General features: G+C 70.7%; 26 protein-coding genes and 4 pseudogenes. 13 read left to right on the top strand and 17 right to left on the bottom strand.

What is annotated here, in order from left to right; all coding sequences use genetic code 11:
• Positions 1 to 7: 7 nt before the first annotated feature.
• Both M878_RS98775 and M878_RS000000101695 read right to left on the bottom strand, forming a co-directional pair.
• On the bottom strand, positions 8 to 508 hold the full coding sequence (locus M878_RS98775) for an IS110 family transposase (RefSeq protein WP_023544471.1): 501 nt from the start codon (positions 506 to 508) through the stop codon (positions 8 to 10).
• 133 nt (positions 509 to 641) lie between these two features.
• Positions 642 to 890 (bottom strand): annotated as a pseudogene (locus M878_RS000000101695) (IS110 family transposase); the annotation flags it as partial.
• A gap of 239 nt (positions 891 to 1,129) precedes the next feature.
• On the opposite strand from M878_RS000000101695, the gene M878_RS52470 reads away from it, so the two are divergent.
• From M878_RS52470 to M878_RS98765, 3 genes are all read left to right on the top strand, one after another.
• Entirely contained in the window at positions 1,130 to 2,062 is a 933-nt protein-coding gene (locus M878_RS52470; RefSeq protein WP_023544470.1) for a DUF6807 domain-containing protein, read from the top strand.
• Positions 2,056 to 2,826: a cupin domain-containing protein gene (locus M878_RS52465; protein WP_023544469.1), complete on the top strand. Its 771-nt coding sequence runs from the start codon at positions 2,056 to 2,058 to the stop codon at positions 2,824 to 2,826. The genes M878_RS52470 and M878_RS52465 overlap by 7 nt, the downstream gene beginning before the upstream one ends.
• A gap of 422 nt (positions 2,827 to 3,248) precedes the next feature.
• Complete coding sequence (locus M878_RS98765; protein WP_023544468.1) at positions 3,249 to 3,725, top strand: hypothetical protein; 477 nt, start codon at positions 3,249 to 3,251, stop codon at positions 3,723 to 3,725.
• A 142-nt stretch (positions 3,726 to 3,867) separates the two neighbouring features.
• Here M878_RS98765 and M878_RS52460 read toward each other — a convergent pair whose 3' ends face one another.
• Positions 3,868 to 4,089, bottom strand: coding sequence for a ferredoxin (locus M878_RS52460; RefSeq protein WP_023544467.1), 222 nt, complete (start codon positions 4,087 to 4,089; stop codon positions 3,868 to 3,870).
• An 8-nt stretch (positions 4,090 to 4,097) separates the two neighbouring features.
• Positions 4,098 to 5,288, bottom strand: a complete 1,191-nt coding sequence (locus M878_RS52455; RefSeq protein ID WP_023544466.1) for a cytochrome P450 — start codon at positions 5,286 to 5,288, stop codon at positions 4,098 to 4,100.
• Positions 5,289 to 5,425: 137 nt separating this feature from the next.
• Between M878_RS52455 and M878_RS46710 the strand changes: the two genes are divergently transcribed.
• Positions 5,426 to 6,148 carry a TetR/AcrR family transcriptional regulator gene (locus tag M878_RS46710; RefSeq protein ID WP_023544465.1) on the top strand — a complete coding sequence of 241 codons (723 nt, stop codon included), beginning with the start codon at positions 5,426 to 5,428 and terminating at the stop codon, positions 6,146 to 6,148.
• A 332-nt stretch (positions 6,149 to 6,480) separates the two neighbouring features.
• Here the strand turns inward: M878_RS46710 and M878_RS52450 are convergent, their stop codons facing one another.
• From M878_RS52450 to M878_RS52430, 5 genes are all read right to left on the bottom strand, one after another.
• Positions 6,481 to 7,005: an MFS transporter gene (locus tag M878_RS52450; RefSeq protein ID WP_023544463.1), complete on the bottom strand. Its 525-nt coding sequence runs from the start codon at positions 7,003 to 7,005 to the stop codon at positions 6,481 to 6,483.
• Positions 7,006 to 7,182: 177 nt separating this feature from the next.
• The gene (locus M878_RS52445; RefSeq protein ID WP_023544462.1) at positions 7,183 to 8,535 is read right to left on the bottom strand and encodes an MFS transporter; all 1,353 of its coding nucleotides are present in this window, start codon (positions 8,533 to 8,535) and stop codon (positions 7,183 to 7,185) included.
• Positions 8,532 to 9,758 carry a type III PLP-dependent enzyme gene (locus M878_RS52440; protein ID WP_023544461.1) on the bottom strand — a complete coding sequence of 409 codons (1,227 nt, stop codon included), beginning with the start codon at positions 9,756 to 9,758 and terminating at the stop codon, positions 8,532 to 8,534. The genes M878_RS52445 and M878_RS52440 overlap by 4 nt, the downstream gene beginning before the upstream one ends.
• Complete coding sequence (locus M878_RS52435; protein WP_023544460.1) at positions 9,755 to 11,446, bottom strand: IucA/IucC family protein; 1,692 nt, start codon at positions 11,444 to 11,446, stop codon at positions 9,755 to 9,757. Before M878_RS52435 ends, M878_RS52440 begins: the two co-directional genes overlap by 4 nt.
• 60 nt (positions 11,447 to 11,506) lie before the next feature.
• Positions 11,507 to 13,102, bottom strand: coding sequence for an IucA/IucC family protein (locus tag M878_RS52430; protein ID WP_023544459.1), 1,596 nt, complete (start codon positions 13,100 to 13,102; stop codon positions 11,507 to 11,509).
• 364 nt (positions 13,103 to 13,466) lie between these two features.
• Here M878_RS52430 and M878_RS52425 point away from each other — a divergent pair, with 364 nt between their 5' ends.
• The 3 genes from M878_RS52425 (at position 13,467) to M878_RS52415 (ending at position 17,280) form a co-directional block, all read left to right on the top strand.
• Positions 13,467 to 14,213, top strand: a complete 747-nt coding sequence (locus tag M878_RS52425) for a response regulator transcription factor (RefSeq protein WP_023544458.1) — start codon at positions 13,467 to 13,469, stop codon at positions 14,211 to 14,213.
• Complete coding sequence (locus tag M878_RS52420) at positions 14,210 to 15,712, top strand: sensor histidine kinase (protein WP_051430182.1); 1,503 nt, start codon at positions 14,210 to 14,212, stop codon at positions 15,710 to 15,712. Before M878_RS52425 ends, M878_RS52420 begins: the two co-directional genes overlap by 4 nt.
• Before the next feature lie 392 nt (positions 15,713 to 16,104).
• Positions 16,105 to 17,280 carry a permease gene (locus M878_RS52415; RefSeq protein WP_023544456.1) on the top strand — a complete coding sequence of 392 codons (1,176 nt, stop codon included), beginning with the start codon at positions 16,105 to 16,107 and terminating at the stop codon, positions 17,278 to 17,280.
• A gap of 220 nt (positions 17,281 to 17,500) precedes the next feature.
• Here M878_RS52415 and M878_RS52410 read toward each other — a convergent pair whose 3' ends face one another.
• Positions 17,501 to 17,698: a hypothetical protein gene (locus M878_RS52410; protein WP_023544455.1), complete on the bottom strand. Its 198-nt coding sequence runs from the start codon at positions 17,696 to 17,698 to the stop codon at positions 17,501 to 17,503.
• A 204-nt stretch (positions 17,699 to 17,902) separates the two neighbouring features.
• Here M878_RS52410 and M878_RS000000100980 point away from each other — a divergent pair, with 204 nt between their 5' ends.
• The gene (locus M878_RS000000100980; RefSeq protein WP_023544454.1) at positions 17,903 to 18,028 is read left to right on the top strand and encodes a hypothetical protein; all 126 of its coding nucleotides are present in this window, start codon (positions 17,903 to 17,905) and stop codon (positions 18,026 to 18,028) included.
• Positions 18,029 to 18,117: 89 nt separating this feature from the next.
• Here M878_RS000000100980 and M878_RS000000101690 read toward each other — a convergent pair.
• Positions 18,118 to 18,306: pseudogene (locus M878_RS000000101690) on the bottom strand (amidase family protein); the annotation flags it as partial.
• A 287-nt stretch (positions 18,307 to 18,593) separates the two neighbouring features.
• On the opposite strand from M878_RS000000101690, the gene M878_RS98760 reads away from it, so the two are divergent.
• Complete coding sequence (locus tag M878_RS98760) at positions 18,594 to 18,953, top strand: hypothetical protein (RefSeq protein WP_023544452.1); 360 nt, start codon at positions 18,594 to 18,596, stop codon at positions 18,951 to 18,953.
• A gap of 109 nt (positions 18,954 to 19,062) precedes the next feature.
• Entirely contained in the window at positions 19,063 to 20,028 is a 966-nt protein-coding gene (locus tag M878_RS98755; RefSeq protein ID WP_209445487.1) for a hypothetical protein, read from the top strand.
• A gap of 236 nt (positions 20,029 to 20,264) precedes the next feature.
• On the opposite strand, the gene M878_RS52395 is transcribed toward M878_RS98755, so the two are convergent.
• The gene (locus tag M878_RS52395) at positions 20,265 to 20,549 is read right to left on the bottom strand and encodes a hypothetical protein (RefSeq protein WP_031223725.1); all 285 of its coding nucleotides are present in this window, start codon (positions 20,547 to 20,549) and stop codon (positions 20,265 to 20,267) included.
• 56 nt (positions 20,550 to 20,605) lie between these two features.
• A pseudogene (locus M878_RS93470) lies at positions 20,606 to 21,122 on the bottom strand (LuxR C-terminal-related transcriptional regulator); the annotation flags it as partial.
• Here M878_RS93470 and M878_RS93465 point away from each other — a divergent pair.
• Both M878_RS93465 and M878_RS93460 read left to right on the top strand, forming a co-directional pair.
• Entirely contained in the window at positions 21,119 to 21,304 is a 186-nt protein-coding gene (locus tag M878_RS93465; RefSeq protein WP_023544448.1) for a hypothetical protein, read from the top strand. The pseudogene M878_RS93470 and the gene M878_RS93465 sit on opposite strands and share 4 nt — an antisense overlap.
• Positions 21,297 to 22,439, top strand: coding sequence for an FAD-dependent oxidoreductase (locus M878_RS93460; RefSeq protein WP_023544447.1), 1,143 nt, complete (start codon positions 21,297 to 21,299; stop codon positions 22,437 to 22,439). Before M878_RS93465 ends, M878_RS93460 begins: the two co-directional genes overlap by 8 nt.
• Before the next feature lie 327 nt (positions 22,440 to 22,766).
• Here M878_RS93460 and M878_RS93455 read toward each other — a convergent pair whose 3' ends face one another.
• Together M878_RS93455 and M878_RS52370 are read right to left on the bottom strand one after the other, a co-directional pair.
• Positions 22,767 to 23,276 (bottom strand): alcohol dehydrogenase catalytic domain-containing protein, encoded by a 510-nt coding sequence (locus M878_RS93455; protein ID WP_023544446.1) that lies wholly within the window; start codon positions 23,274 to 23,276, stop codon positions 22,767 to 22,769.
• The gene (locus tag M878_RS52370; RefSeq protein ID WP_023544445.1) at positions 23,269 to 23,709 is read right to left on the bottom strand and encodes a tautomerase family protein; all 441 of its coding nucleotides are present in this window, start codon (positions 23,707 to 23,709) and stop codon (positions 23,269 to 23,271) included. The genes M878_RS93455 and M878_RS52370 overlap by 8 nt, the downstream gene beginning before the upstream one ends.
• A 123-nt stretch (positions 23,710 to 23,832) precedes the next feature.
• On the opposite strand from M878_RS52370, the gene M878_RS52365 reads away from it, so the two are divergent.
• Positions 23,833 to 24,423: a TetR/AcrR family transcriptional regulator gene (locus tag M878_RS52365; protein WP_023544444.1), complete on the top strand. Its 591-nt coding sequence runs from the start codon at positions 23,833 to 23,835 to the stop codon at positions 24,421 to 24,423.
• Between the two features lie 134 nt (positions 24,424 to 24,557).
• Here M878_RS52365 and M878_RS93450 read toward each other — a convergent pair.
• Positions 24,558 to 25,054, bottom strand: a pseudogene (locus M878_RS93450) (YceI family protein); the annotation flags it as partial.
• A gap of 181 nt (positions 25,055 to 25,235) precedes the next feature.
• Positions 25,236 to 25,998 (bottom strand): maleylacetate reductase (locus M878_RS52360; RefSeq protein ID WP_023544443.1); only part of this gene is annotated, 763 nt, incomplete at its 5' end.

The following is a 25,998-nucleotide window of genomic DNA, read 5'->3' as shown; positions in this document are numbered from 1 at the left end:
TCAACCTCTATGCCACCAGAGGGGCGTTGGCAGTCGTGTTGATCTTGCTGTTGGCTTGATGGATGGCGGGGTCGTAGCAGGCGCCGTTGCGCCAGCAGGCCCACATCACGCGCAGCCAGGCGCGTGCCAGGATGCGGATGGCATGCGGGTGTCGCTTCTTGCGGGCCTGGGCGTCGTTGTAGATTTTGGCGGCCCAGTCGCTGCCGTGTCGGCTGTTGTCGGCGAAGGTCGTCAGCGCGAGACGCGCTCTGCGGTTGGTCGCGAAGCGGAAGGAGACCGTGCGGGCCTTGCCCGAGGCGCGGGTGACCGGGACGACGCCGGCTTCGGCGATGAGCTGTTCGCAGGTCTGGGCGCGTTCCAGGATCGGGCCGATCTCGCCGATGATCTGCCCGAGGCTGACCTTGCCGATGCGCGGCATGGTGGCGAAGAGCGGCGCGTAGGGGTGCGTCTTGGTGGCTGTGGTGATGGCCTTGTCCAGCGCGCGGATGGTGGCGCGTATGCCCTGCACGAGCTGGACCTGGACGCGGACGAGTTGTTCGACGACGGTGTCGCTGAGGCGGGAGGCGGCCTTCGGGGCGGAGCGCAGGCGTTCGATCAGGACGCTGCCGGGCTTCTTCCCGGAGTACCCGTGGCGCTTGCGCGTTGAAGGCGTTGGGGTGGACCGGCACGACGGGGTGGCCGGCGGCGAGCAGTCGGTCGACGGCCAGACCGCGGCTCGTCTCGATGGCCACGGGCAGATCCGCCGGGTCTGCGTGCTTGCGCAGCCGGGTCAGGGTCTTGGCGAACCCTTCCTCGGTGTGGGCGAGTTCCCACCGGTCGATGCGCTTGCCGGTGGCGTCCATGACGGTCACGTCATGGGTCTCGGTCGCCCAGTCCCATCCGATGAACACGTGCGTCGTACTCCAAGGCGGTTCGAGGAGCACCTGCCCGGTGGTGAGGTCGTCTGCCGGGAGCTCATTAATCGGCCCTCTGCGGGGCGTGTCCCTGAAGCCGATCAGACGGCCTCGGCCCGGCGGGGCTGGCGGAACTCATGCAGGCCGTCGAGCGGCTCGCACCCATGGCCATGCACCCACCGGGACCGAGAGGTCACAACCCTACTCGTGAGGGCTGCAGAAGGGATGGTCCTCTAATGAGCATCCGAGTCAGCCACGTCCACGGTGAGCATCTCGCGGTCGAGGCGCCGAACGGCACCGAGATCCTCCGCTACGTCTACCGCCCCGACCCGGACGCCTTCGAGGCCCGCAAGCCCTACGCCCACCCCGTGCGCACCCTCGCGGGGAGCACGGTGACCGGATACCGGCCGAGCGACCACCGCTGGCACAAGGGCCTGCAGATGACGGCCAGTCATCTGTCCGGGCAGAACTTCTGGGGCGGCAACTGCTATGTGCACGGCGAGGGTTACCTCCGGCTGCCCGACCGGGTCGGCTCGATGCGCCACGACGGCTTCACGGACCTCACCGTCACCGGCGAACGCCTCGGCCTCACCGAGGAGTTGACCTGGGTCGAGAACGGCGGCCGGGAATGGGCCCGCGAGACGCGCGGACTCGCCGTGCACTCGGTGGACGAGGAAGCCGGCGCCTGGACCCTGGACTGGTCCATCCGTCTCACCAACATCCATGATGACCCCCTGCTGTTCGGCTCGCCCACCACCGCGGGCCGCGAGATGGCCGGCTACACCGGGCTGCAGTGGCGCGGGCCGCGTGACTTCACCGGCGGCGCGGTGTTCACGCCCGACTCCGAACCAGGTGTCGCTGCCATGAAGGTGATGGGCAGTCAGGGGCCATGGCTGGCCTTCACCACCGAACACGATGACACCGACGCACACTCCACACTCGTGTTCGCACACGCCCCGGAGAACCTGGACGAGTCGTCCGCGATCCACCCCTCGCACTGGTTCGTGCGCTCCGAGCCGATCCCGACCGTCGCGTTCTCCTGGGCCTTCTTCGAGGAGTTCGCCCTGCCGCCGGGGGAGAGCTTCGGCTACCGCTACCGGGTCGTGATCGCCGACGGCGCCTGGGACCGCGACCGTGTCAGCCATCACCTGGAAGGTCTGACGTGGTGAGCGAAGCGCAGTCGGCGGCACTTCGTTCGCTGCCGGGTGCCGTGGGACTTTCCCACCTGAGCGCGTACGAGTGGGAGGCCGCCGACGGCGTCTGCGGAGGGAGTCCGCATCTGCATCTGGTGTGCACCGAGGCGTACGTCGTCACCGGCGGGCAGGGCGCGGTGCAGACCCTGAGCCCCGACGGTTACCGGTACATGCCGCTGCGATCCGGGTCCCTCGCCTGGTTCACGCCAGGCACAGTGCACCGCATGGTCCAGGGCGGCGGTCTCCGCATCACCGTGCTCATGCAGAACAGCGGCCTGCCCGAGGCCGGGGACGCCGTGTTCACCTTCCCACCCGAAGTGCTCGCCGACCCCGAGCGGTACGCCGCTGCCGCCACCCTCCCGAGGGGCACCGGCCCGGACACCGAGGCCGCCGCCCGGCGCCGCCGGGACCTGGCCGTCGAGGGCTATCTCACCCTGCGCGAGGCCCTGATCGCCGGGGACGGCGGCCCGTACCGCGCCTTCCAGCAGGCCGCCGCCCGCCTGGTCCGCGCCCGGGTGCCCGCCTGGCGCGAGCTGTGGCGGGCCGGCGCCCTCGCCACCGCCGAACGCACCGGCGCCCAACTCGACGCCCTGGAGTCCGGCGAGCCCGCCTACCTCGCCGAAGCGACCGCGTACCAGAGCGAGCCGTGCCGCCTCGGCGGCTTCGGAATGTGCGGCCGCCGCGACGAGTACGCCCTGCCCGGGACGACGCTGCCGTACGACGGCAAGCCGACGGACTAGAAGCCACCCGGCACCGGCGATCAGGAAGAGGTGACCTCGGCATGCCCGGACACAGGACAAAGGGATTCCGCTCGACGGCCGCCGCACTCGCCCTGTGCGCGGTGCTGGCCGGGTGCGGCGGATCCTGCGCGGTGCACCGCGCCGGTCACCTGCTTCCAGTGAGCGACCTGCTCGCCGGTGAAGAGCCCCGGAACGTCGTGCCCTCCGACCGCGTCACAGCTGACCCACACTCCCTCGGAGATGATCAGGCCGGCCTACGCCCGCTGAGCGTGGTCCCCGGCGTGCCACGGCCTTCATCGAGCCCGCGGCAGCCGCCGTGGCCGGCCTCTTCCTCGGCCGTCTGACACCACGGCGCACCGTCTTCGTCGGCGGTGCGGGTGTGCTGCCGGGAACCACACTGATCGAGGCCGGAGTGGCCGCGGGTGCGCTCCCTGCTGTGGGTGGGAGGCATCATCGGCGGTGTGGGCTTCGGCGCTTCGTTCTCCGGGACCTTCCGCGCCGTCGCGCCGCTCGCACAGTCCCACGAGCGGGCAGCACTCTTCGCGTCCATCCATGTGGTCGCATACCCGAGCTTCGGAGTGCCGACGATCATCGCGGGACTCCTGATCGCCCCGATCGGCCTGCTGCACACCGTGCTCGGCTACGGCGTTGCCATCAGGAGCCTGCCGGGGGAGCTGCGACACTTATGCGAGCTGATCACGGCGGAAGGGGGCATGGCCATGGTGCGCGGGCGGTTCTCCGGCCACGGACAGCCCGTCCCGTGGATCGCCGCCGACTTCCTGCGCCTGGAGGACGGCGTCATGGTGGACCACTGGGACGCGATCGAGGACGAGGCGTCCCGGGAGCAGTCGGTGAGCGGTCTGCCGATGTACGGCGACGACTTCCCCGAACGGCGCTGACGCGGTTCGCTCTTAGGCCGGCCCGGCCACCGAACCGATCAACTCCCTTGAGTCATGGGCGTTCGCGGGCGCCCCCACTGGGGTTCGACAGCCTCATCAGGAACACGCCCGCCCTGCAGCCGTAGCCGGATGCGCGGCAGGTTCACTCGCGGGGTCCGATCTCCCTTCCGTCCGCGTCCCGCACGGTGATGGCCAGCATCGGGCAGATGCCGGCGGCCTCCAGAGCGCGGTCGTCGTTCTCGGCGATGTGCTCGTTCACGGGGTGCGCGTGGTCGTCGTCGAGCGCGAACAGGTCCGGTGCGGTCCCGGCGCACATACCGGAGCCGATACAGCGGTCCGAAGCGATGTGCAACTGCCAGCTCATGGGCCACCTCACCAGCCCACCGGCATGACCCGGGGGCCGCGTACCAGCATCTCGGTCTTCCAGGTGATGTCGCCGGCGACGTGCAGCCGGGGGAAGCGGGTCACCAGTGCGCCGATGGCCTCCTGGAGTTCGAGGCGGGCCAGGGGAGCCCCGAGGCAGTGGTGGACGCCGTGGCCGAAGCCCAGATGGGCGTTGCCGCTTCGGGAGATGTCGAGCGTGCCGGCCGCGGTGAAGCGCAGCGCGTCACGGTTGGCCGCGCCGATGGCGACCAGCACCGGCTCCCCGGCCCGCACCAGCGTGCCTCCCACCTCGATGTCTTCCTTGGCGTAGCGGGGCTGACCGGCCCCGCTGCCCAGGGGCACGAAGCGCAGCAGTTCCTCGATCGCGCCGGTGATGAGCGCGGGCTCGGCGCGCAGGCGGGACAGCGCCTGTGGATGGTCGAGCAGGGTGAGCACGAAGTTGGGGATCTGAGTGGCGGTGGTCTCGTGGCCGGCGACGAGGACACCGACGCACAGGTCGACCAGTTCCAGCTCGGACAGCCGGTCCTCGTGATCGCGGGCCTCGATCAGCGCCGTCATCAGATCGTCCCGGGGCTGCTGGCGGTGCGCGTTGATCAGCTGGGCCATGTACGCGCGCAGCTCTTCGCGATTGCGGTCGAACTCCTCGGCGGTCAGCGAGCTGGTGGACAGCGCCGCGTCGCTCCAGACGCGGAACCTCGGACGGTCCTCCTCCGGTACGCCGAGCAGTCGGCAGATCACCGCGACCGGAATGGGCAGGGCATAGCCGTCGACCAGGTCGACCGGCGGACCCGCCGCTTCCATCTCATCCAGCAGAGTGGACGTCAGCTCCCTGATCTGCGGGCGGAGTTTCTCGACCTGGCGGACGGTGAAGGCCTTCGCGACCAGCGAGCGCAGCCGGGTGTGGTCGGGCGGATCCATGCTGAGAATCCCGCCGTCCCGCTGAGCCGCGGAGCTGCGCGGCTCGTCGTGCTCGCGGCCCAGGGCCCGGCTGAAGCGCTGGTCGCCGAGGACCAGCCGGGCGTCCGCGTAACGGGTGGCGAGCCAGGCCGGCTCCCCGTACGGGAGCTGGACACGCAGCAGTCCCGGGGTGTCACGGGCTCGTTCGTACGCCTCGGACAGGGCGAGATCCAGGCTGGAGTTGAAGGGATAGGCGAGGGGGGTGTGGTCGGGTGCCGTCACTGCTGTCTCCCTTGTGTAAGCACTCGCTTACAAAGCTAGGAGGCGTTCACCGGACGGTCAACGACGCTAATCGGTCGTTACTCTGACGGCTCCTCGGCAAGCGCGAGGGGGCTCATTGGCGAACGAAGGAGCAGAGGGTGGACACCAGCGAGCACACGCGGTACCAGGACCGTCCCGCAGGCGTGCCTGCGAACGAGCGGCCGGGCGGCGCTCCCGCAGACGACCGGCCCGGCGGCGCGCCTGCGAGCGGGGACTCTTCGCACCGCCCGCGTGACGCCCAGGGAACCCGCACGCGCATCCTCCACGCGGCCGGCGCGGTCTTCGCCGAGCGCGGGTACGAGGCGGCCACCGTCCGCGACATCGCCGGACGCGCCGGCGTGAACCAGGCGCTCATATTCCGCTATTTCGGCTCCAAGCAAGCCCTGCTGACCGAGGTCATGGCGCAGGGAGGCAAGGAGCAGCTGAACAACACGCCCCCGGACCGCCTGTTCGAGACCGCACTGCGCGGTGTCCTGGAGGGAGGCGGCGAACCCGAATCGGACCGATTGCTGGCAGTATACCTGCGCTCCATCGGCAGTGCCGACGCCGCCCCGGACACCGTCCGCGCGCTGGGGGAAGAGTACGCTGCCGCGCTCGCCGCCCTCTCCCCGGCCGACGACAGCACGCTGCGCGCCCAGCTCGCCATGGCCTGGTTGCTCGGCATCGGCCTGATGCGGGTCGTGGTCGCCCAGGAACCTCTGGCGAGCGCGGAACCGGACGAGATCTGCGGCCACGTGCTGACGGCGCTCGAAGGGCTTCTGGGCGAGGGGAAGGCGCATGGGGGAGGAGTGGTGGATCAACGACCCGGCGAGAGGCCGTAGCCCATGCCGCCCATGGACGAGGCGTCACCCGGAGCCCGGAGCCACCGGCGCGTCGGCGGCGCGACCTTTCCCACCGCGGGTGAGGGTGTGTCGTACCAGGAGAAGCATGAGCAGAACGAACCGCTGTGAAGGATCCCAAATGATCAAGCCTTGCCGGACTGTCCGGATGGTGGCTGTCACGCTCGTCGCCGTCGGCGCCCTCGGGGTAGGCGCGGCTCACACGTCCGCAGCTACTGCGCGGCTCGCGCCCCCGCCCACTGGCGGTGCCTCTGACGAGTCGCCTCTCGGTGGAGTCTTGGACAGCCCTGGGAGCCCCCTCGGTTTGGGCCCGCTCAACGTCGCAGTTCCCGCAGTGGGCGTGTTGTAGGGCGCACCGCAGGGGGCCGGGGTAGCTCGCGGAGCGTCTCGGTGCTGTGGCCGGCGTGGACGAACGCGGGGCGGCCGGCCAGCAGCCCGAAGACCGTCTCGGGGACGAGCAGGGCGAGCAGGAGGAGCGGCAGCCCCCAGGTGCCGGTGAAGGCGTGGAGGAGGCCGATGACCAGCGATCCGGCCCCGGCTATGAGGTAGCCACCGGTCTGGGCCATGCCGGACAGCCGGGCCGCGACCTGAGGCGTGGGTGAACGCAGCCCGAGCAGGGTGAAGGCGAGCGGGAAGGCGCTGCCGGTGGCGAGGCCGAGGGCGCAGATCCACACCCAGCCGAGGTGCGGTGCGAGCAGCAACCCAAGGAGCGCGGCGGCCTTCGTCGCGGCGACGGCCGCGACCAGCGGGCGCTGGGTCGCCAGCCGGGCGGCGAGCACGGGGCCGGCGGTGTCGGTCAAGGGCACGGCGAGGGAGGCGAAGACGCCGAGGCACAGCACGGGAGGTTCAGTGCGAGGAGTACCAGGCCGGCAAGGGCTCACAGCCTGGCCGTACGATGACGAACGGGTGAGGTTTTCACTGATTCCCCCGGAAATGCCTTCGGGGTACGGGGCGTTGGGGCGGTGGGCGTTCAGGCGAGGGCCGGGGTCGACGCCGACCGGAGCGGAACTCGGCGCTCATCGGTCGCTGGTCGTGGCGTTGCCCGATGATGCGAGGCGCGTGTCGTGCGGGTCGGCTGGTGAGGGACCGGCGCGGCCGCTCAGGCTGCTGATCCGCGCCTGGCGTCGGCTTCGCGCGGTGACCCATCCCGAGACGGCGAGTGCCGAGAGCGCAGAGAGCAGGCCGCCCAGGATCAGGCTGGCGCGGGTGCCGAAGGCGTCGGAGACCAGGCCGACGAGGGGAGCGCCGACGGGTGTGCCACCGAGGAGGACGAGGAAGTAGACGGACAGCACGCGGCCGCGCAGGTGCGGGTCGGCATGCAGTTGGGTCAGGGCGTTGGCGGTGGTGGTGACGGTGACCGCGGCGTAGCCGCTCGGGGTCAGCAGCGCTATGAAGGTGCCGTAGCCGGGCATCAGGCCCAGCGCGGTTTCCAGTGCTCCGAAGACGGCCGTCGCCGTGACGAGGCGGCGGACGGTGGGCAGTTGCCCGCCGTGGGCCGTGCGGATCGCGCCGATGAGGCCGCCCGCGGCGTAGGCGGCCGAGAGGTAGCCGAAGGCGGCGGTGCCGGAGTGGAAGACCTTGATCGCCACAAGGGAGATCGTGACCTGGAAGTTGAACCCGCAGGTGCCGACGACGGCGATGAGAGCGATCGGCAGCAGCAGTTCCGGGGTGGCGGTGATGTGCCGGAACGCTTCGGTCAGCCACGGACCGCCGCGCTGAGCCCGGTTGTGCTCGCGCGCTGTGCCGGCCGGGACGGTGCTCAAGCCGTACAGGACCGCCAGATAGGAGAGCGCGTTGATCAGGAAGACCGGGCCGGTGCCCATGGCGGCGACGGTCAGGCCCGCCGCTGCCGGGCCGAGGATGCGGGCGACGTTGAACTGGGCGGAGTTCAGGCTCACCGCGGCGGGCACCCGGTCCCGGCTGACCAGTTCGGAGATGAACGCGTTGCGTGCGGGGCTGTCCACAGCGGTGGCGGTGCCGAGCGCGAGGGCGAGGGCGTACACGGACCACAGGTTCACCGCGCCCGTGACGGTCAGCAGCCCCAGCAGCAGCGACTGCACCGCCATGCCCGTCTGTGTGATCAGCAGCAGCCGGCGCTTGGGGAACCGGTCGGCGAGGACGCCCCCGGTCAGGCCGAACAGCGTCTGGGGCAGGAACTGCAGCGCGGTGACCATCCCGACCGCGCTGCCGCTGTTTCCGCTGAGGTGGAGGACCAGCAGATCCTGGGCGGCGCGCTGCATCCAGGTGCCGATGTTGGAGGTCAACTGGCCGATCAGATAGCGCCGGAAGGGCTGGACGGTGAGCGTGTCGAGCGCCGTCCCCGGAGCCCCGCCGCCGCTCCGTCCGCCGGTTCGGTGGTCCGTGCTCATACCGTCCGGCCGACGTAGGTGTGGGCGTCGTAGGTGTGCGTGAGGGGTGTGCCTGCGTCGTCGACATGGTGGAAGGCCGGATGAGGGTGCATGAGGAACTCGTGGTGGGAGATGTTCCAGGCGTAGGCACCGGCCATGGCGAACGCGATCCGGTCGCCCACCCGCAGCCGGGCGACCGTGGCGTGGCGGGCCAGGACGTCCTTGGGCGTGCACAGCTGGCCGACCAGTGTCACCGGCTCGTCGCGGGCCTCCGGCCGGTCCCACGGCTGGTGCCAGGAATCGTCGGGGATGATCTCGAAAGGCTGGTCGTGCTGTTTCGCGGCGGGGGTGCGCAGATGGTGGGTGCCGCCGCGCAGGACGGCGAACGCCTCGCCGCGGCTGAACTTCACGTCCAGGACCTGGGTGACGTACCAGCCGCAGTAGGCGGTGACCGAGCGGCCCGGTTCGATCCACAGCGTCAGGCCGGGGTGGCGCTCCAGCGTCCTGCGCAGTCCGGCACCGAAGGCCGGCCAGTCGAAGACATCGCCGGGGTCGGCATAGCCGACGCTCATGCCGCCGCCGATGTTGACCTCGGACAGCGTGATCCCTCGTTGGTGCGCCCAGCGGACCGCCCAGCCCATGACCTGGTCGACCAGGGCCAGATGGGCGCGCGCGTCGAGGCCGCTGGCCAGGTGGGCGTGCAGCCCGCGCAGCCGGATACGGCCGTCGGCGGCGATGATGCGCAGGCAGTGGTCCAGCTGGGCGGGGTCCAGACCGAACGGGCTGGGTCCGCCGCCCATGGCCAGCGCGACCGAGCGGACCGCCACGGGTACGTTGACACGCAGGAGCACATCGGCGGTGCGGTCGCCCAGCACGGTCGTCAGCGTGCGCAGCTCGTGCTCGCTCTCGATGTGCAGGCGTTCCACCCCGGCGTCCAGGGCCTGGACCAGTTCGCCCACGGTCTTGCCGGGGCCGCCGAAGGCGATCGGCGCGTCGGGGAAGAGGCCGCGGATGTGCCGGATCTCGCCCCCGGAGGCCACTTCGAACCCGTCGACGTGCTCGGTGAGGGCGCGCAGCAGGCGGGGGTCGGAGTTGGCCTTCGCCGCGTACAGCAACCGCGCGCGCCGCGGCAGCGCGGCCCGGATGGTGCGGACGTGTGCGCGCAGGCCGGGCAAGTCGTAGATGTAGGCGGGCAGTTCGTCGTCGGTGAGGTGGTGTACGTGGTGCAGCAGGGCGGCTCTCACAGGGGCACCTCACGGGGGAATCCCGCGCCGAGCGGGCTGGTCAGGGGGACGTAGGTGGCGTGCCGGTCTGCTTCGCGGGCCCAGCGCAGCAGGAGGTTGGCCTTCGCGGGCAGCGGTACCCCGGAGAGCAGGGCGCGCAGGCGAGGCGGCCCGCCGGTACGGCCGGCACAGGCTTCGAGCCGGTCGCGGACCAGGCCCCACAGCGCCGGCTCGCGTGCCGGATCGAGGTCGGCGAGGGCGCCGAGCACCTCGGCGACATGGTTGACCAGCAGGCAGTAGGCGACCCGGTTCCAGCCGCGTTCGGCATCGTAGGTGAGGGGGCCGCGGACGTCCTCGGGGAGGGCGGCGAGCGCGTGTGCGTGGTGGCGGGGCAGCAGCTTGGTGCCCTCCAGGTCGCGGAAGAGTATCTGCACGGGTGCGCCGTCGGCGTCGACTCCGACGACGACGTTCTGCAGGTGCGGTTCCAGTACGACCCCGTGCTCGAAGTAGGCGGCCAGCACCGGCGGCAGCAGCAGCCGCAGATAGGCGTCCCACCAGGCCAGTACGTCCCCGTCCCCGCGGGCCACCAAGTGGGTGACGTGGGCGGCACTGGTGGGGTACTCGTCCGCGACCGCGGCGGCGAGCAGGGGCGTCACTCCGGGGCGCAGATGGGTGCGCAGCCCGGAGCGTACGACGACGCCGAACCCCTCCAGCAGTTCGGTGTCGCCGTCCGTGGCGAGCGTGCGGTACCCGGGCTCGGCGAGCAGCGCGCATCCCGGGAAACGTGCGGCGAGCCGGGCCATGACGGGCTGGAGCAGGCGGTTCAGGGCGACGGCGCCGGTCAGCTCGTAACGGGCGTGTTTTCGGACACAGTTGGTGAGGCGGACGTTCAGGCTGAACTTCAGGAACGTGTCCGCGTCGGGCTGATAGAGCGTGCGCACCGACGCCGTGGGCACCCACTCGGGCCCGCTCACCCCGATGTCCACGACCTCCCCCGCGGCCAGCGCCGCACGCAGCCGCTCGTGCCGGCTCAGCAGCCGGAACTGCCAGGGGTGCACCGGCAGTGCCACGAACTCCGGGTCGGCCGGCGGGCACAGCGCGTCGAGTTCGCTCAGGTCGCCCTCCTGCCGCACCAGGTGCCGGCGTACGGCCAGGTGCCGCAGGCGGAAACGGGCGCCGGTCTCCGGCCCGTACGCCAGCCAGTCCGCCGGGTCACCGGTGCGCGCCTTGGGCGTGGGATGGAAGCGATGGCCGAAGACCAGGGACTGTTCCGACGTCAGATAGATGTCCTGCTCAGGCATCCCGTGGGCGCGGTGTTCCAGGGCGGTGCGGATGGTCTCTCGGCTGTCGGCCACCTGGTCCAGGAACTCACCGTTCGCCACGCCGGTGCGCAGCTGCAGCTCGTCCTGGACATGGCCGGCCAGCTCGCGCCAGTCCACGGTGACCCAGGCGCTGTCGCCGTCGAGCCGTTCGACGGGGCCTTGGAAGCGGTGTGCCCCGATCATCGAGACACGGCGCAGTCTCGCCCGCAGCAACAGGCCGCGGCGGGGCAGGCGCAGCAGGAGGTGACCGCGGTCGACGGTCACCTGGTGCTCGGGGGCGCAGACCTCGCGGATCAGACAGTTGAGCAGGGTGTGAGCGGTGACGGCGTCGGCGGTGTGCGCTCCGGTGGTGGCGCGGGCGTCGGGGGTGGAAGTGGGGAGGGGCATGCGCAAGCTCCAGTGCGTCGTCATGGGTGCGTCAGTCGTCGGTCGCGTGGCCCGTGGACGTCAGCGGTGCCGAGCCAGGGGGTTGGGCACGGCGGTCCACTGCGCCTTGCCTGAGTCCTCTGCCAGACGCATCGCGACCGTCGCCTTCAGCGGCAGGGTGTCGCCGAAGAAGGCCGCGGCGTCTCCGGTGTCGGGCAGCTCGGCGTACACGCGGCGCCCGGCCCGGGCCACCGTCTCCCACAGCGCCGCGGGATCGACCGCCCGGGTCCGGGCGAGGACGTCGACCAGCTCGCTGAACACCCCGCTGAGCAGTCCGCCGAACAGCTTGGTGCGCAGGGCGTCGATGTCGTCGCCGGCGCGCGTGCCGGCCAGCGGAGGCACACCGCACCCCCAGGCGGCGAGCCTGCGGGGACTGATCCGCACCCCGTCCAGGTCCCGGTACAGCACCCGCACCGGCCGGCCGCCCCGCAGAGCGACGAGTGTGTTCTGGCCGTGTGCCTCCAGCGCCACCCCCAGGGACAGCAGCGTCAGAGTGGGCGGCAGGACGAGTTCTGCGAAGTCCGCCAGCCAGCGCACGGGATCGCCCGCCACCACGGCCGCGCCGGTGGCGTGCACGGCCGTCAGCGGTACGGCGATCTCTCCGGCGTCCAGGTGGGAATCGGTGGATTCCCTGATCATCGCCGCCACGCTCGCACACGCCTGCCCGGCCACCCGCACGGTTCCCCCGCCGAGCTCGCGCAGGATTTGCAGGCCGTCGCTGTACCCGGCCTTGTCGACGACCGCCGAGACCAGCTCGGACAGCGGTGGTCCGTCGGCCACCTCCACGGGCGAGATGGTGCGCCGGTAGTTGGTGACCTGGACGTCGAGCGCGGTCTTGATGTGACGGCCCGGGAGGCCGGCCACGGGTGCGAGGGTGCGCAACGACAGCAGCGGACGGGCCGGGATCGTACGCCGGATCGTGGTGAGGCCGGGGTGGCGTACGAGGACGTGGTCCCGCTGCCAGGGGTGGACCGGGAGCAGGTGCGTGTCGCCGTCCCTGAGCTCCTCGGGCCAGGCGGCGGTGCCCTGCCAGCGGTCGGCGGGGACGGGCAGCAGCGCCAGCTGGACCACCGGGCGGTGCTCGGGCGCGTAGGCGAGCACCTCGGCGACGGACATGCCCGTACGAGTACGGCAGCACGGGTGCTGAGGGTGGCCGTCGACCACCGCCTGTTCGGCATCGACCGCGTCACGCGGCGGAACGAACCCCCCGGCGTTCGCCGCGCGGGCGAGGGCGAGGTTCACGACGCTGTTGTCCAGCTCCGCCGCGAGCCGCTGCGCGGCTGCCGTTCGCAGCCCCAACTGGGCGAGCAGATCAGCCGGTTCACGGATCGGGCCGTCGGGCCCGGCCACGCTGAAATCCCCGGGCACGTCGGCACAACGCTGGGTACATGTGCCGGCCGCGGCCAGTCGCACCCCGTGATGGAGCGTCACGACCAGTGTCTCCGCTGTTTGCTGCCGGGCGGTGACGCCAGGAAGTGGCTCGCGTGCGAAGGCGCCCCAGAGCCGTCCGAGCACGGTGGCCCGCGCTCCCGGCAACGCGTCCAGGAAAGGCTCCACGAGATCCGGACGCACCCGGCGCAGTTCGGAGAACGTCGAGTCGAGGGATTGGGTCGGCATGGCGCAATTCCCGGGTGTCGGTGGGATTTCCTGTCTCGCACCCTAGGCGACCTCGGTTAAAGGAAAATCCAGCGCCAATAAAGGTGATGCCGCACGCGGCGCCGAGCCTGATTCCGGGAAACGGGGCATTTCCCGGATCGGGGCCCAGGAGCGCCCGGAGGAGAACGGCACCGTATGTCGTCAGCTCGAACTCCCAGGTGGCAGCTGACTCGCCCCTCCACCCCTTAACCATCTCCTAACCGCACCCTGTCAATACGCTGTAGGCCTCCCGTAATCCATACAGCAAGCCGAAAAATCACCGGGACGAGGGAATATCCCGGCGATTGCCGCGCACGACCCGGCCGCCTTTTGTGAGCCTGTCGGCATGCACGTCTTGCTGATCGAGGACGACGACCGGGTGGCCGAACCGCTGGTGGAGGGGCTGAGCCGCTTCGGGTTCACCGTGGAACACGCGCGGACCGGCGCCGAGGGCCTGTCCGCGACAGAACCGGCGATGGTGTTGCTGGACCTGGGGCTGCCCGACATGGACGGCATCGACGTCTGCCGGGCGCTGCGCGCTCGTTCGTCGGTGCCGATCATCATGATCACCGCTCGAGACTCCGAGGTCGACCGGGTGCTCGGTCTGGAGCTGGGCGCGGACGACTATGTGTCGAAGCCGTTCGGGGTCCGGGAGTTGGTGGCGCGGATCAGAGCCGTCACCCGCCGGGCCCGGACCGCGTCCCCCGATGGCGGCGGCTCCGGCACGGAGCCTTCCGGAGGAAGCCGTGCCGATGGCTGTGGTGCCCAGCGGATCGGCCCCCTGAGCATCGACCGCCGCACCCGGCAGGTGCGGCTGCACGAGGTTCCGATCGCCCTGGCGCCCAAGGAGTTCGACCTGCTGGTCTGCCTCGCCGAGGATCCCGGAGCCGTCTGCTCCCGCCAGCAGATTCTCGACACGGTCTGGGAGCCGGACTACTTCGGCCCGACGAAGACACTCGATGTGCACATCGCCGCGCTGCGCCGCAAACTCGGTGACCCCTCCTGGATCGAGAACATCCGCGGCATCGGATTCCGCCTGGACCCGCCCGCCGGCTGCGCGGTACGGCCGGATCCGTGGCACGGCCTCCGGTGACCCGCCGCCTGCTGCTCAGCTATCTCAGCCTTATGCTGCTGGTCCTGCTCGCCCTCGAAGTGCCGTTCGGCTTCGTCTATGCCCGAAGCGAGCTGAGCCGCTTTTCCCATACGGCGGAACTGGGCGCGGTGACCCTCGCCGGGGTATGCGAGGAGAGACTCGAGCACGGGCTGGTGTCGGACCTGCCGGGCCTGGCCCGCGGCTACGCGCGGCGCACGGGCAGCAGCGTCGTCGTGACCGACCGCAACGGCATCGTCCTCACCGACACCGTCGACGCCTCGGCCGCGGGAAGGAACCTCTCTGCCGCACCGGACATCGCCACCGCGCTGCACGAGGGACCCGCCACCGGGATCAGCGACGACCTCGTGCCGGGCCGGAAGGTCCTGTTCGCGACCGTCCCCGGCACGTCGAACGATGGCGTGCCCTGCGTCGTACGGTCGCTGTACCCCCTGACTCCCCTCGCGCAGCGGGTCCAGGCCACCTGGGTGGTGCTCGCCCTCGTCGCGCTGGGCGCGCTCGCCGTGGCCGCCCTGATCGGGTTCGCCTTCGCCCGCTGGATCACCCGGCCGCTGCGGGACCTGGAACGGGCCACCGCGCAACTCGCCGACGGCAGCCTCACCCAGCCGCCCGCGCCTGACCGCGGGCCGCCGGAGCTGCGCCGGCTCGTCGCCTCCTTCACGCACACCGCGAACCGCTTGCAACACCTGCTCCATGCCCAGGAGGCCTTCGCCTCCGAGGCATCGCACCAGTTGAAGACCCCGCTGACCTCGCTGCGCCTGCGGCTGGAGAACTTCGAGCCGCACCTCGCGCCCCGCGCGCAGGCGAGCCTGAACGAAGCGATCGGCGAGGTGGGACGGCTCAGCCGGATGGTCCAGGGACTGCTCGCGCTCGCCCGGCTGGAGAACGCGGCCATCACACCGGAGACCGTCGACCTGGACGCCGTCGTCGCCGACCGCGCGGCCATCTGGACCGCGTTCGCCGGCGATCAGCGCGTCGGCATCACCGTGGCCGGGCCGAGGGCCGGCACGGTGTGGGCGGTCGCGGGCGCACTGGAGCAGATCATCGACAACCTCCTCTCCAACGCGCTGCGCGTGTCCCCTCCCGGCACCACCATCACCCTGGCGACCGTCACCGCACCGGCCGACGGCGGCCGTACGACGGCGCTGGTCGAACTGCATGTGATCGATGAGGGGCCCGGCATGAGCGAGGCGGACCGTGCCCGCGCCTTCGACCGCTTCTGGCGGGCCTCGGACGCCCACCACGACGGCACGGGCCTCGGCCTGCCCATGGTCCAGCGGCTCACCCACGCGAGCGGCGGCGAGGTCACGCTGGAGGCCGCTCCTGACGGAGGACTGGACGCCGTGGTCCGACTGCGGCCCGCACAGCCCGCCCGCACCCGGACCCTGGCGACGGCCCACCGCAGGATCCCTCCGTTGCTCGGCCATGGTGCGACCGGAAGCCGGACGGCCGCGGAAACGGTGTCACGCCAGGACCTATGACCGGTGTGGGCGGGCCGGCCGTCCCCGCCGTCGAAGTCCCAGCGGCTCACGCTGACCGACGCACCCGGTGGCGCGGTCCGCGGCGGGGGACCGGCGTCGAGGCGCATCTGCATCGGGTACCAGCCCCGGGGCCAGTGCAAGTGGCGTACGAGGCGGCGGGGAGAGGGTGGCCCAGGGAGATGATGCCGAACAGATCGCGCATCTCGCGTTCGAACCGGCCTGCGGGGAAGGGGAGATGGGCGGCGTCGGCAGTTCTGGAGAGTTTGCCGCCGGGAAACCGTTCCAGCGGGAACACGGGCCCCGTGGCTGCAGACTGGTGGCCGGCAGGAGGGCCCCCGGACATGGGTGTGTCCGTCGGCCGTACGCCGCACCTTGGAGGGAAGGCTTCACAGATGCACGCCGTATTGCACGCACTGTCGATCGCCGGGTCCATGACCTGGGAGATCACCTGGGCCCTGATCCTGGGCTTCGCCCTGTCCGCCGTGGTTCAGGCCGTGGTCCGCAAGTCCACCGTCGTCGCCCTGCTCGGCGACGACCGGCCCCGCACCCTCGCCGTGTCCGCGGGCCTGGGCGTGGCGTCCTCTTCGTGCTCCTACGCCGCGGTGGCGCTGGCCCGCTCGCTGTTCCGCAAGGGCGCGAACTTCACCGCCTCGATGGCTTTCGAGATCGCCTCCACCAACCTCGTCGTCGAACTCGGTGTCATCCTGGCGCTGCTGATGGGCTGGCAGTTCACCGCCGCCGAGTTCGTCGGCGGTCCCGTCATGATCGTCATGCTGGCCGTCCTCTTCCGGCTGTTCCTGCGCGCGGGGCTCCTGCGCCAGGCGCGCGAACAGGCGGAACGGGGCCTTGCCGGGTCGATGGAGGGCCACGCCGCGATGGACATGTCCGTGCAGCGTGACGGCTCCTTCGCCGGCCGGCTGTTCTCCGGAGAAGGCTTCACCGCCACCAGCCATGTGTTCGTCATGGAGTGGGCGGCGATCCTGCGCGATCTGGTCGCCGGCCTGCTCATCGCCGGCGCGATCGCCGCCTGGGTCCCGGACTCGTTCTGGCGCGGCTTCTTCTTCGAGGGCCACCCGCTCGCCACCAAGCTGTGGGGGCCCGTCGTCGGCCCGTTGGTGGCGATGGCCTCGTTCGTGTGCTCCATCGGCAACGTGCCGCTGGCGGTGGTGCTGTGGAAGGGCGGCATCAGCTTCGGCGGCGTGGTCGCGTTCATCTTCGCCGACCTGCTGATCCTGCCGATCATCAACATCTACCGGAAGTACTACGGCGCGAGGATGGCCGCCTTCCTCCTGGGCACCTTCTACCTGGCGATGGTCATCGCGGGATACATCGTGGAGTTCGCCTTCGGCACCCTCGGCCTGATCCCTGACCAGGCCGACGCCAAGGTCCCCATGGAGGGAGTCAGCTGGAACTACACCACGTGGCTCAACATCGCCTTCCTCGTCCTCGCCGCCGTGTTCCTGGTGCGGTTCCTGCGCACCGGGGGGCCGGCCATGCTGCGGATGATGGGCGGCTCACCTGAAATGGGCCATGACCGCGGTGACCACATGCAGCACGGACACCACTGAATGTCAGCTGGGCGATGCCGCCGGCGCGTAGTGTCCCGAGGGCAGCCGGTACGAGGCGGTGCCGTCCGTGAAGTCCAGGTACCGGACGCCCTGGACGCGGGGCGGAGGGGCCCTGCCTCCGCGGACGGCGGGCGGATTGGCGGCGGGAACGGACAGGGGCGCCGTGCTGTTGGCGAGGACCGTCGCCCGCTAGGTGAGTGTGTCCGGTGCTCGGGAGTCCTCAGTGCCGGAGCTTCTCGGCCGCGGCGAACAGCGCACAAGCAAGCATGACGAGAATGAAGCTCACGACGGCGTCGTAGCCGTCGAAGAACGACAGCCGCTGCACCAGACCCACCTGCCAGTGGGTGAATTCCTGCACCAGGCCCAACACACCTTGCACCAGAGCCACAAACCCGGCTGCTTCCAGCACCTTCTTCATGCACCCGATCCTCGTCCCAGGTGCGTCCACGCCTTGTCGGCCGTGCGTCGAGACCTCACCACCTAAAGTGCGCGTCCTGACCGCGGCAAGCATTCCAAAGTCGATTCCGCCGCATCTTCGGTCTCAGGACACCGGCACCAGCCTGGCCGGCCCCTTGATCTCCGGCGTGCGCCGCGCGGCGCGGGCGCCGGCCGGGACCAGGGCGTGTCCGGCGGATCACAGCCCCTGTGGCACTCGGAACCGTACGGGCTCGGACTGGAGATGGCCTGCGTGGTGGGCGCCGACGGCACGAAGCCGGGAGACTCGCAGAAGCTCGTGACGGTGCTGTGAAAGACGTACGCCCTCCTGTAGAAGCGCGTGGCCACCGCCCGGTCTGCGGGAGATGCCCAGCGCCTCGGTCGCGGTGAAGGGAAGGCGCCGAACTCGGAGGTGGTCGTCTTGCCCAGCAGGACGAACCCCGCGTCCACGAACCGTCGCACCACCGCTTCCGACGCCGCGGCCGGCGCCCGCGTGGCGCCGGCGGAGCCGTGGGAGGTGGGCCAACCGGCCACGTCGAGCAGGTCTTTGATCGGCAGCGGGACACTGTGGAACGGCGGAAGGTCGTCCACCGCGAGGCTCGCGCCACGGCGTCGGCCGCGGCGGACGCGGCCTTGCGGACGTGGTCGTCGGCCCGGTGGCAGAAGGCGTTCAGCCGCTCGAGACAGCAGTCCACCACCTCGACCGGACTCACCTCCTTTCGGCGTATGGCAGCGGCGAGTTCGACGGCGGGCGTGAACGGGTCGATCGGCGAGCGCATCACAAGCGGTCCCATCTGGTCCGGGGTGCTGTCGGTGGCAGCCAGTGTCGTGGCGCCCGCGACGACCCGTCTTGGACGAATGTTCCGTGCCCTGGCGGCATGAGTTCCGCCGAGCCGGCTCGTGACGCCGCGGCGGTGTGGGACATCGCCACCCCGCCGCGCCCCGGTCGGCTGCGGGTCAGCACGGCCGGATTCCGGGCTCGAACCACGGACCCCGTCGACCTGAACGTCGTCCCGAACCCGGCGGTCACGGTGGCCGTCCACCTCGGTGACGCACTCCTCGCCGTCGACGACGCCAACGGCCGGCCGCACCACGGCAGTGTGGTCGTCGGGCTCGCGTCCCGGGGCGTCCGAGGGTACGGCCGGGACATGGAGTGCCTGCAGGTACGGCTGTCACCGGCCGTGGCGCACGCGGAGTTGGGCGCCTCTTGGGAGCTGGGCGGCCCCAGGAGCAACTAGGCGCTGCCGGGTCATGGGACGACCGGTTCGCCATCCCGGAGGCCGCCCTGGCCCGACGGCACGAGGCGGGCCGAGCGGTCGATCCGGAGATCGCCTTCGTGTGGGGGAGATGCTGACGAACCCGGGAGGTGCCCGGGTCGAGCGGCTGGCAGCCGAGGTCGGATGGAGCCGTAAGCGTCTGTGGTCCCGGTTCCGAACCCAGACCGGCCTCAGCCCCAAGCACGCGGCGCAGCTTGTGCGTTTGGATGTCAGGGCGTTCGCCGGCGTGACGCCCACGGCCGTTGCGGACGGCGGGAAGTTCGGTGACGGCGGAGTTCTCGACCTGATAAAGACGGTCGGTCGCCAAGTCGTTGAGGATGTCGACTGCTTTGTGGGTCTCGTAGTCGAGCAATTCTCGGAAGACCGTCACGTCGTGGTTCACCTTGGCTTCGATGAACTCGATAGGGCCGAGAATACGATTTTCATCCTGGGTCAGGTTGAAGAGTTCGCACAGTACGGCAACGGAACCGGCGCTCTTCGCCGGGGGCGCCAACTCCGCTCGTATCGCTGTGAACCGACACGGCATATGGAGAGCGCACGATCCCACATCATCACAAATCAGGCATTTATGCTCACACCGCGTCGCCATTCCGGCTTCGCATCAACAGGAAAGGGTCGAATCATGCGCAAGTTTCAACGCGCTGCGGTCGTAGCCGCTGCGGTCGCGGGGCTGTCCGCCCTGGGCGCCGGCGTCAGCTTCGCCGGTGGCTATGGCGCCCCTCCGCAGGTCACCGCCGTCGCCAACTCTCAAGCCACCGCAGTGGCCGTGGGGGGCGGCACCGCGGTAGCCAACTCGCAGGCCACCGCCGTGGCCGTCGGTGCCCCATACGCGCAACCGCACTATGCCCCGCAACCGGCTCCTTACGGAGGGGGGCAGTACGGCGATGATTGCGGACCGGGTCAGTATGGCGCTGATTACGGCCAGGGGCAGGACGGTCAGGGGCAGTACGGTCAGGACCAGTACGGACAGGGGCAGTACGGCGGGGGCCAGTACGGCGGGGGCCAGTACGGAGGCGGGCAGTACGGCGGTCGGTGAATTCATGCGCTACAGCGCCCGCCAGGGTCCTGCCCGCGCGTGGTAACCGCACGCGCATGCGGGTTTTGTCGGTGCCGAGGTCCCTGCGTGTGTGATGTCACCAGGTACGTAGCCTCACGCGTGCCGGCGTCGGGGGCGCTGTAGTGCCCCCGACGCCGACCGACTCCCCCATCCGCCCAGGGCTCTTCGCGCCAGTGGCGCGTTCCCTGGGCGAATGCCGGTGAGCCGAGATCCGCCTACTTGAAGGCGCTGTTGTTGCAGCCCATGGTCGAGCCGATGTGGGTGTCCTGTGCGCCGGGGTCGCCCTCGCCGCCGAGTGCGTTGCCCAGCACGCCGTTGAGGATCCCGACCTCGCCGAGGACGTCGAGATTCAGGTCGTGGGACCTGCAGTTGGAGCTCTGCAGGACCTCGTTGCCCTTGTGCTCGCCGCCCTGGCCGCCGGCGTGTGCGGTGCCCGCCGTCAGAAGGCCGGCGCTACCGAGCGCAGCGACCATGACGGCAACTTTGCGAAGCTTGTTCATGTCAACTCCGATGGAAGTGGGGTGGATGCGTTCAGTGACGGATCAACTCCTTGCAGTTACCGAAGATTATGTGAAATGCCTCTAAAGTGGACGGTGGCGCGCCGATTTCTCGATCTCTTGGTACGCGAAGTGCCCTGAAATCGCATTAGATGTGAATCGGAAGAGTGACTGAACCGTCCCCGGCCGCTGTCGCTCGGCGGCAGGACCGGCTTCAGGAAGACGTTGCCGAAGTCTTGTGGACCGCGCGTTCGGTGACGAACAGGTCCTTGGCGATGGTTGTGTTGTCGTGGCCCTCCGTCATGAGCTTCAGCAGCTCCCGCTCACGCGGGGTCAGCGCGTCCAGGGGCGAGTCGCGGAGACGGGTGAGGAGTTCGGTGGCGACCTCCGGGTCCAGGGCGGTGTCGCCGGCCGCGACCCGCTCCAGGGCGTCGAGAACTCGTCCACCCGCCCGACCCGGTCCTTGAGCAGGTAGCCGATCCCGCCGGTCCCGCCTGTCAGCAACTCGGTGGCGTACGACTCCTCGACGTGCTGCGAGAGAACCGGCACCGGCAGGCCGGGGAGCTGCTTGTGTGCGCAATCTGATCACACACACCTATGCCCAGCTGGAGCGCGCCCTTGCCGCGGGGGCGGCTCCGCTCCAGCCCTCCTGGGAGCAGACGGCCCTCGCCTTGACCGACGCGATCTGCAGCCTGCTGCGCGCACCCGTCACCACCCAGGTCCGACCCGTCACTCCTGATCGCACCGGAAGTGTTTGACCAGCGGGACGACGACGGCATCGTCATCCTGCTCGACGCCGAGCCGCTCGCGGACCAGCATGCCGCGGTACGCGAGGCCGCGAGCGTCTCCCCGGCCGCCGGGCTCAGCACAGTCGAAGCCCTGCGCCGCAAGGGCTACCAGGGCACACTGACCGCACTGGGCACCGAGCGCACCAAACTGCGCAGCGAGCTCCAACTGGCCTTCCTGGAAGCCGAGTTCGTGCTCGGGGATCCGGCGGACTCGCTGGAGTCCGCCACACGCACCGTCCGTACCGCCTCCGGGCGCCGCCTGAGCGCGGATGCCGTCGTCGTGGCCACAGGGGTACGGCCCCGGGAACTTCCAGGCCAGGCCGGGCCGGCGGGCGTCCATGTGCTGCGTACTGTGGACGACGCGGTGGCGCTGCGGGCGGACTTGCGGGCGGGCGCGCGTGTGGTGGTGGTCGGGGACGGTGTGCGCGGCGCCGAGATCGCCGCAACCGCGCGGACCATGGGCGCGGACGTCACCCTCGCCGGCCCCGGACGCGCGGCGATGGCCGCACAACTGGGTCCCCGCGTCGCGGGGCTGCTCGCCGACCTGCACACCGAGCACGGAGTTCGGCTCCGGCTCGGCACGACGGTGGGCAGGCTGACGGTTCATCAACATGCCGTATGGTCGGCCGGCAGCGGCCCGGTGCTCGACAACGGAGTGGTGTGCGACGCCACCAGCCGTGCCGCTGAAGGTATATACGCCGTCGGCGACGTGTCCCGCTGGCACCATGACGCCATGGGCTCCCTGCTGAGACTGGAGATCCGCACCAACGCCACCGAACAGGCAGGTGTCGCCGCCGCCAACATCCTCGGCGCACAGCAGTCGTACACTCCGATCTCATACGTCCGGACCGACCAGTTCGACGCCAGGATCCAGGTGTACGGGGTGCCGCCCGCCGATGCCGAGGTGTGCGTCGTGGAGGGCGACGAGGGCGACCGACGGTTCGTCGCCCTCCACCGCCAGGGCGGCCGGGTGAGGCGTCGGGGAGATGCTCCCAGTCGAAGACGTGGGAGACGACGCGGGCGGGGTCGACGCGGCCGGAGCGTGCCAGGTCGAGGGCATCGGGGATATGGCCCCGGACGTTGTCCCGGGCGATGCGCAGCGTGACACCGGTGAGGTACATGTCGAGCAGCGGCAGCTCGCCGGGGCGGAAGTGGTTGCCCTCCGGCACGAGTGACTTGACAGCCAGGGCGAGCTGGTCGACGCGACCGGTGGCCTCGACGGCGATGTCGAATCCCTGCCGGACTGGCTCCAGCGTCTCGGCGGTGGCGGCGCCGTATCCGCGGAAGATCGCGCGGTGCTCCGGGTCCGGGTCGACGTACAGGACCTCGGACGCGCCGAGGGCGCGGGCGATGTCGCACACGTACAACCCGATGCTGCCGCGTGCGACGACCAGGACACGGGCCCCGGGTCTGGCCCTCAGGTGCGGGGCGATCAGGCGCCAGGACAGGGACCAGTTGTCACTGGCCGAGGCCATGACGACCGGGTCGAGGCCGGCAGGAGGACGAGCATGGCGTCCGCCCAGGGCACGCGGACCAGGTCGGAGAAGAGCCCGCCCCAACTGCCGCCGATGGGTGCGCCGTACATGGCCATGTGCGGTACGGCCGTGCAGTGCGCGGTCAGTCCGGCACGGCAGTTCTCACAGGTGCCGCAGTTGATGGACCAGGGCACGACCACCAGGTCGCCGGGGGCCACGGTGGTGACGGCGTCGCCGGTCTCCGTGACCCGGGCCACGCACTCGTGGCTGAGGGCGAAGGGCGGGTCCATGCTGTATTGAATATGCGGCTGCCGCTGCGTCGCGTGTCCGGCCAGGATCGCGGTGTCAACATCACACGAGGTGGCGGCGACCGGGGCGACGATCGCCTCTTCGTCGGACCGCAGCCGGGGGTCGGGTGCCTCGCGCCATTCGACGGTGTCACGGGCGACGTAGGTCAGTTCACGCATCGGCCCGCTGTCCCTTCTGCTCCTTCGCGAGCGCGACCAGGTCGGCGTGACGGATGACGGAGCCGCCGGCGCCCCAGGTGCCGTCGGGCTGCTCATGCACCAGCACCCACACCCGCAGGGCGTCGTCCGCCGGGAGGCCGGCGGCTGCGAGGACGGCCTTGGTGACGTCCTCGACCAGACCGGCTTTGCGGCGCTCGGACAGTGCGCCCTGGGGCACCGTCACCTCCACGAGGAAGCGGGGCACGTCGTCCTCGGCCGTGGTCTGAGTCCCTTCCGGCAGCTCGACGAGATAGCTCCAGGCCTGTGCGCGGAAGAACGCGGTGTCGGGCGCTCCCTCCCAGCGCAGCAGTACGGCGGCCAGGGCGCGCTGGATGTTTTGGCGGCCATCGGCGGTCAGGGCGCCGGACGGGACGGTGAGCCGGATCATCGGCATGACGGAGTCTCCCCTTGTGCTCTGCGCATGGTCACGGTCGGGATGGGCAGGTCTATAACAGTCGTTATAGGCGGAGGTCACGCTAGACTATGACGAGCGTTATAGCCAGAGGGGAATAGGGACGTGGCCAAGCCCGGCGCGACATCGCGCGAGCGCATCCTGGTCGGTGCCGCCGACATGATCAGCAGGCGCGGCCTGAACGCGACCAGCATCCGGGAGCTGGCCAAGCACGCCAAGGCGCCGCTCGGCTCGACCTACCACTTCTTCCCCGAGGGCAAGCAACAGTTGGCCACCGAGGCGGTGCGGCACGCCGGAGAAGCGGTCGCCCGCATCCTGCGCACGGAACTGGACGCGGGCCCGGTCGCCGGACTGCGCGCCTTCCTGGCCCTGTGGCGAGGCATCGTCGTCGACAGCGACTTCCGGGCCGGCTGTCCCGTCCTGGCCGTCTCCGTCGAGGAGCCCCCCTCCGACGAGATCCCGCCGGCCCTGGTCGCCGCCGCCGAGGCGTTCGAGGGCTGGGAGCGGCTGCTGACCGACGCGCTGACGGCGCACGGTGCCGATCCCGACCGGGCGCCCGGACTCGCTGCCCTCGTCGTGGCCTCGGTCGAGGGCGCCATCGCCATGTGCCGGGCCAAGCGCAGCATGGAGCCGTTGGACCAGGTCGCACAGCAACTCGAAACGCTGATCACCGGCGCCCTGGAACGTCCGGCCTGACGGCCCGGGCCACGCCTCGGCCGACGCGGCCAAGCAGCCATCCCTGACCTCATCGCGGACTTCCTGGCGCCGGTCGCCGTCGCCGAGTCGGCCGCCGGCAGTCGGTGCCCCGACGCGTCGCCGACTCGGGCCTGCTCCGGAGGCGTCGGCGTGTCGTGCGTCCGGTACATCGCCTGTACTTCCGGTTCGAGCTGGACCGTCGGGCCCACCACCGCGACCCCGCGGGCCGGCGTCGAGCGCCAGTTCAGGGTGTGGTCCTCTGCTGACGGAACCCTGGAGCGACCAGTTGCTGCCGCCCCGGTGGGCGAAGCGCGTGCTCGCGAAGTCGATGTACGGGAAACGCTCGACGTCGAGGAAGTCGGCCGAACGCAGGTGGTTGTCGCAGCAGACTGTACGGGCCGGGCGGCAGCGCCGCGAGGAAGTGGCCGTACGGGTCGGTCGTGCCGCGGGCCATGACGCGGTGCGTGTCCAGCGCAGTGACCGTGACGTCCGCGGCCGCCATGGGCGAGCCCATCGGGTCGACGACCTCGCGGCCCACCGCGCCCGCGCCGGGCCGGAGGGGGAGCGAAAGGCCCGCAGCCTCGGCCGAGGCGCCCTTGAGCCGCCGGCGCCGGAGCAGTGCGCGAGCCATTATGCTCGCCCTTCCTCACGGTTGGCGCAGCCGGCCCGCCGCCTTTCGCCGCGCGTGCGAACAGCGGTCGAGGGCATGCCGGAACAGCCGCGCCTGCATACGGTCACACCCCCTGTTCGATCTTGTGGCAGACCGCCTGGGCACGGTGTCTCCATACGAGACAGTCGCTCCTGGTCGGAGGTCAGGGCGAGACGGTGGGTTCCCGTCCCTCGTACGCCGCCAGGAGGACCGCGAGGACACCCTCCGCCGTGACCGGGCGTGGATTGGCGTACGGCTCTCCTGTCACCTGCTCCGCCGCCAACGTCAAGTCCCCTTCCTTGAAGCCGAGTTCGGCGAGTGAGCGCGGTGCGCCCAGGTGAACCGACAGATCCCGCAGGGCGCGCGGGGCGTCCTTTGTGTCCAGCGCCCGGTGCAGGGAGGCGAGCGCCTGGGGCACCGCGGGCGCGTTGTACGCGAGGGCGTACGGAAGCACCACCGTGTGTGTCTCCGCGTGCGGCAGTCCGAACGTGCCGCCGAGCACATGGCACAGCTTGTGATGCAGTCCCATGGTCGTCGCGCCAAGGCATGTTCCGCACAGCCACGCCCCGTACAGAGCCCGGCCGCGCGCGTCGAGGTCGTCGGGCTCGGCGGCCAGCCGCGGCAGCGCCCCCGCCATGGCGCGGACGCCCGCTTCCGCCATCAGCGAGACCAGCGGCGAGGTGTCCGGGGCGTACAGCGCCTCGACGGCGTGCGCCAGCGCGTTGATGCCACTGGTCACGGAGAGCGGCACCGGGAGGGTGAGGGTCAGTTCGGGGTCGTAGACGACGCCGCGGGGCTGGACCACCGGGTCGCTTCCGGTGCGCTTGACCCCGTGTTCCGTCAGGCCCCAGACCGGGGTCATCTCGGAACCCGCGTACGTGGTCGGCACGGCGATCAGCGGCAGGCCCGTGCGCAGCGCGATCGCC

Source organism: Streptomyces roseochromogenus subsp. oscitans DS 12.976 (assembly GCF_000497445.1).
Classification (GTDB): domain Bacteria; phylum Actinomycetota; class Actinomycetes; order Streptomycetales; family Streptomycetaceae; genus Streptomyces; species Streptomyces oscitans.
Note: the sequence above shows the minus strand (reverse complement) of the source record. Positions and strands in the feature narration are given on the sequence as shown.

Bases quoted from the DNA above. Each gene is read 5' to 3' on its own strand.
- M878_RS52470 (WP_023544470.1), top strand. From the start codon at position 1,130: ATGAGCATCCGAGTCAGCCACGTCCACGGTGAGCATCTCGCGGTCGAG.
- M878_RS52460 (WP_023544467.1), bottom strand. From the start codon at position 4,089: ATGAGCTGGCAGTTGCACATCGCTTCGGACCGCTGTATCGGCTCCGGT.
- M878_RS52445 (WP_023544462.1), bottom strand. From the start codon at position 8,535: ATGAGCACGGACCACCGAACCGGCGGACGGAGCGGCGGCGGGGCTCCG.
- M878_RS52435 (WP_023544460.1), bottom strand. From the start codon at position 11,446: ATGCCCCTCCCCACTTCCACCCCCGACGCCCGCGCCACCACCGGAGCG.
- M878_RS52430 (WP_023544459.1), bottom strand. From the start codon at position 13,102: ATGCCGACCCAATCCCTCGACTCGACGTTCTCCGAACTGCGCCGGGTG.
- M878_RS52425 (WP_023544458.1), top strand. From the start codon at position 13,467: ATGCACGTCTTGCTGATCGAGGACGACGACCGGGTGGCCGAACCGCTG.
- M878_RS52415 (WP_023544456.1), top strand. From the start codon at position 16,105: ATGCACGCCGTATTGCACGCACTGTCGATCGCCGGGTCCATGACCTGG.
- M878_RS52410 (WP_023544455.1), bottom strand. From the start codon at position 17,698: ATGAAGAAGGTGCTGGAAGCAGCCGGGTTTGTGGCTCTGGTGCAAGGT.
- M878_RS98760 (WP_023544452.1), top strand. From the start codon at position 18,594: ATGAGTTCCGCCGAGCCGGCTCGTGACGCCGCGGCGGTGTGGGACATC.
- M878_RS98755 (WP_209445487.1), top strand. From the start codon at position 19,063: ATGCTGACGAACCCGGGAGGTGCCCGGGTCGAGCGGCTGGCAGCCGAG.
- M878_RS52395 (WP_031223725.1), bottom strand. From the start codon at position 20,549: ATGAACAAGCTTCGCAAAGTTGCCGTCATGGTCGCTGCGCTCGGTAGC.
- M878_RS93455 (WP_023544446.1), bottom strand. From the start codon at position 23,276: ATGCGTGAACTGACCTACGTCGCCCGTGACACCGTCGAATGGCGCGAG.
- M878_RS52370 (WP_023544445.1), bottom strand. From the start codon at position 23,709: ATGCCGATGATCCGGCTCACCGTCCCGTCCGGCGCCCTGACCGCCGAT.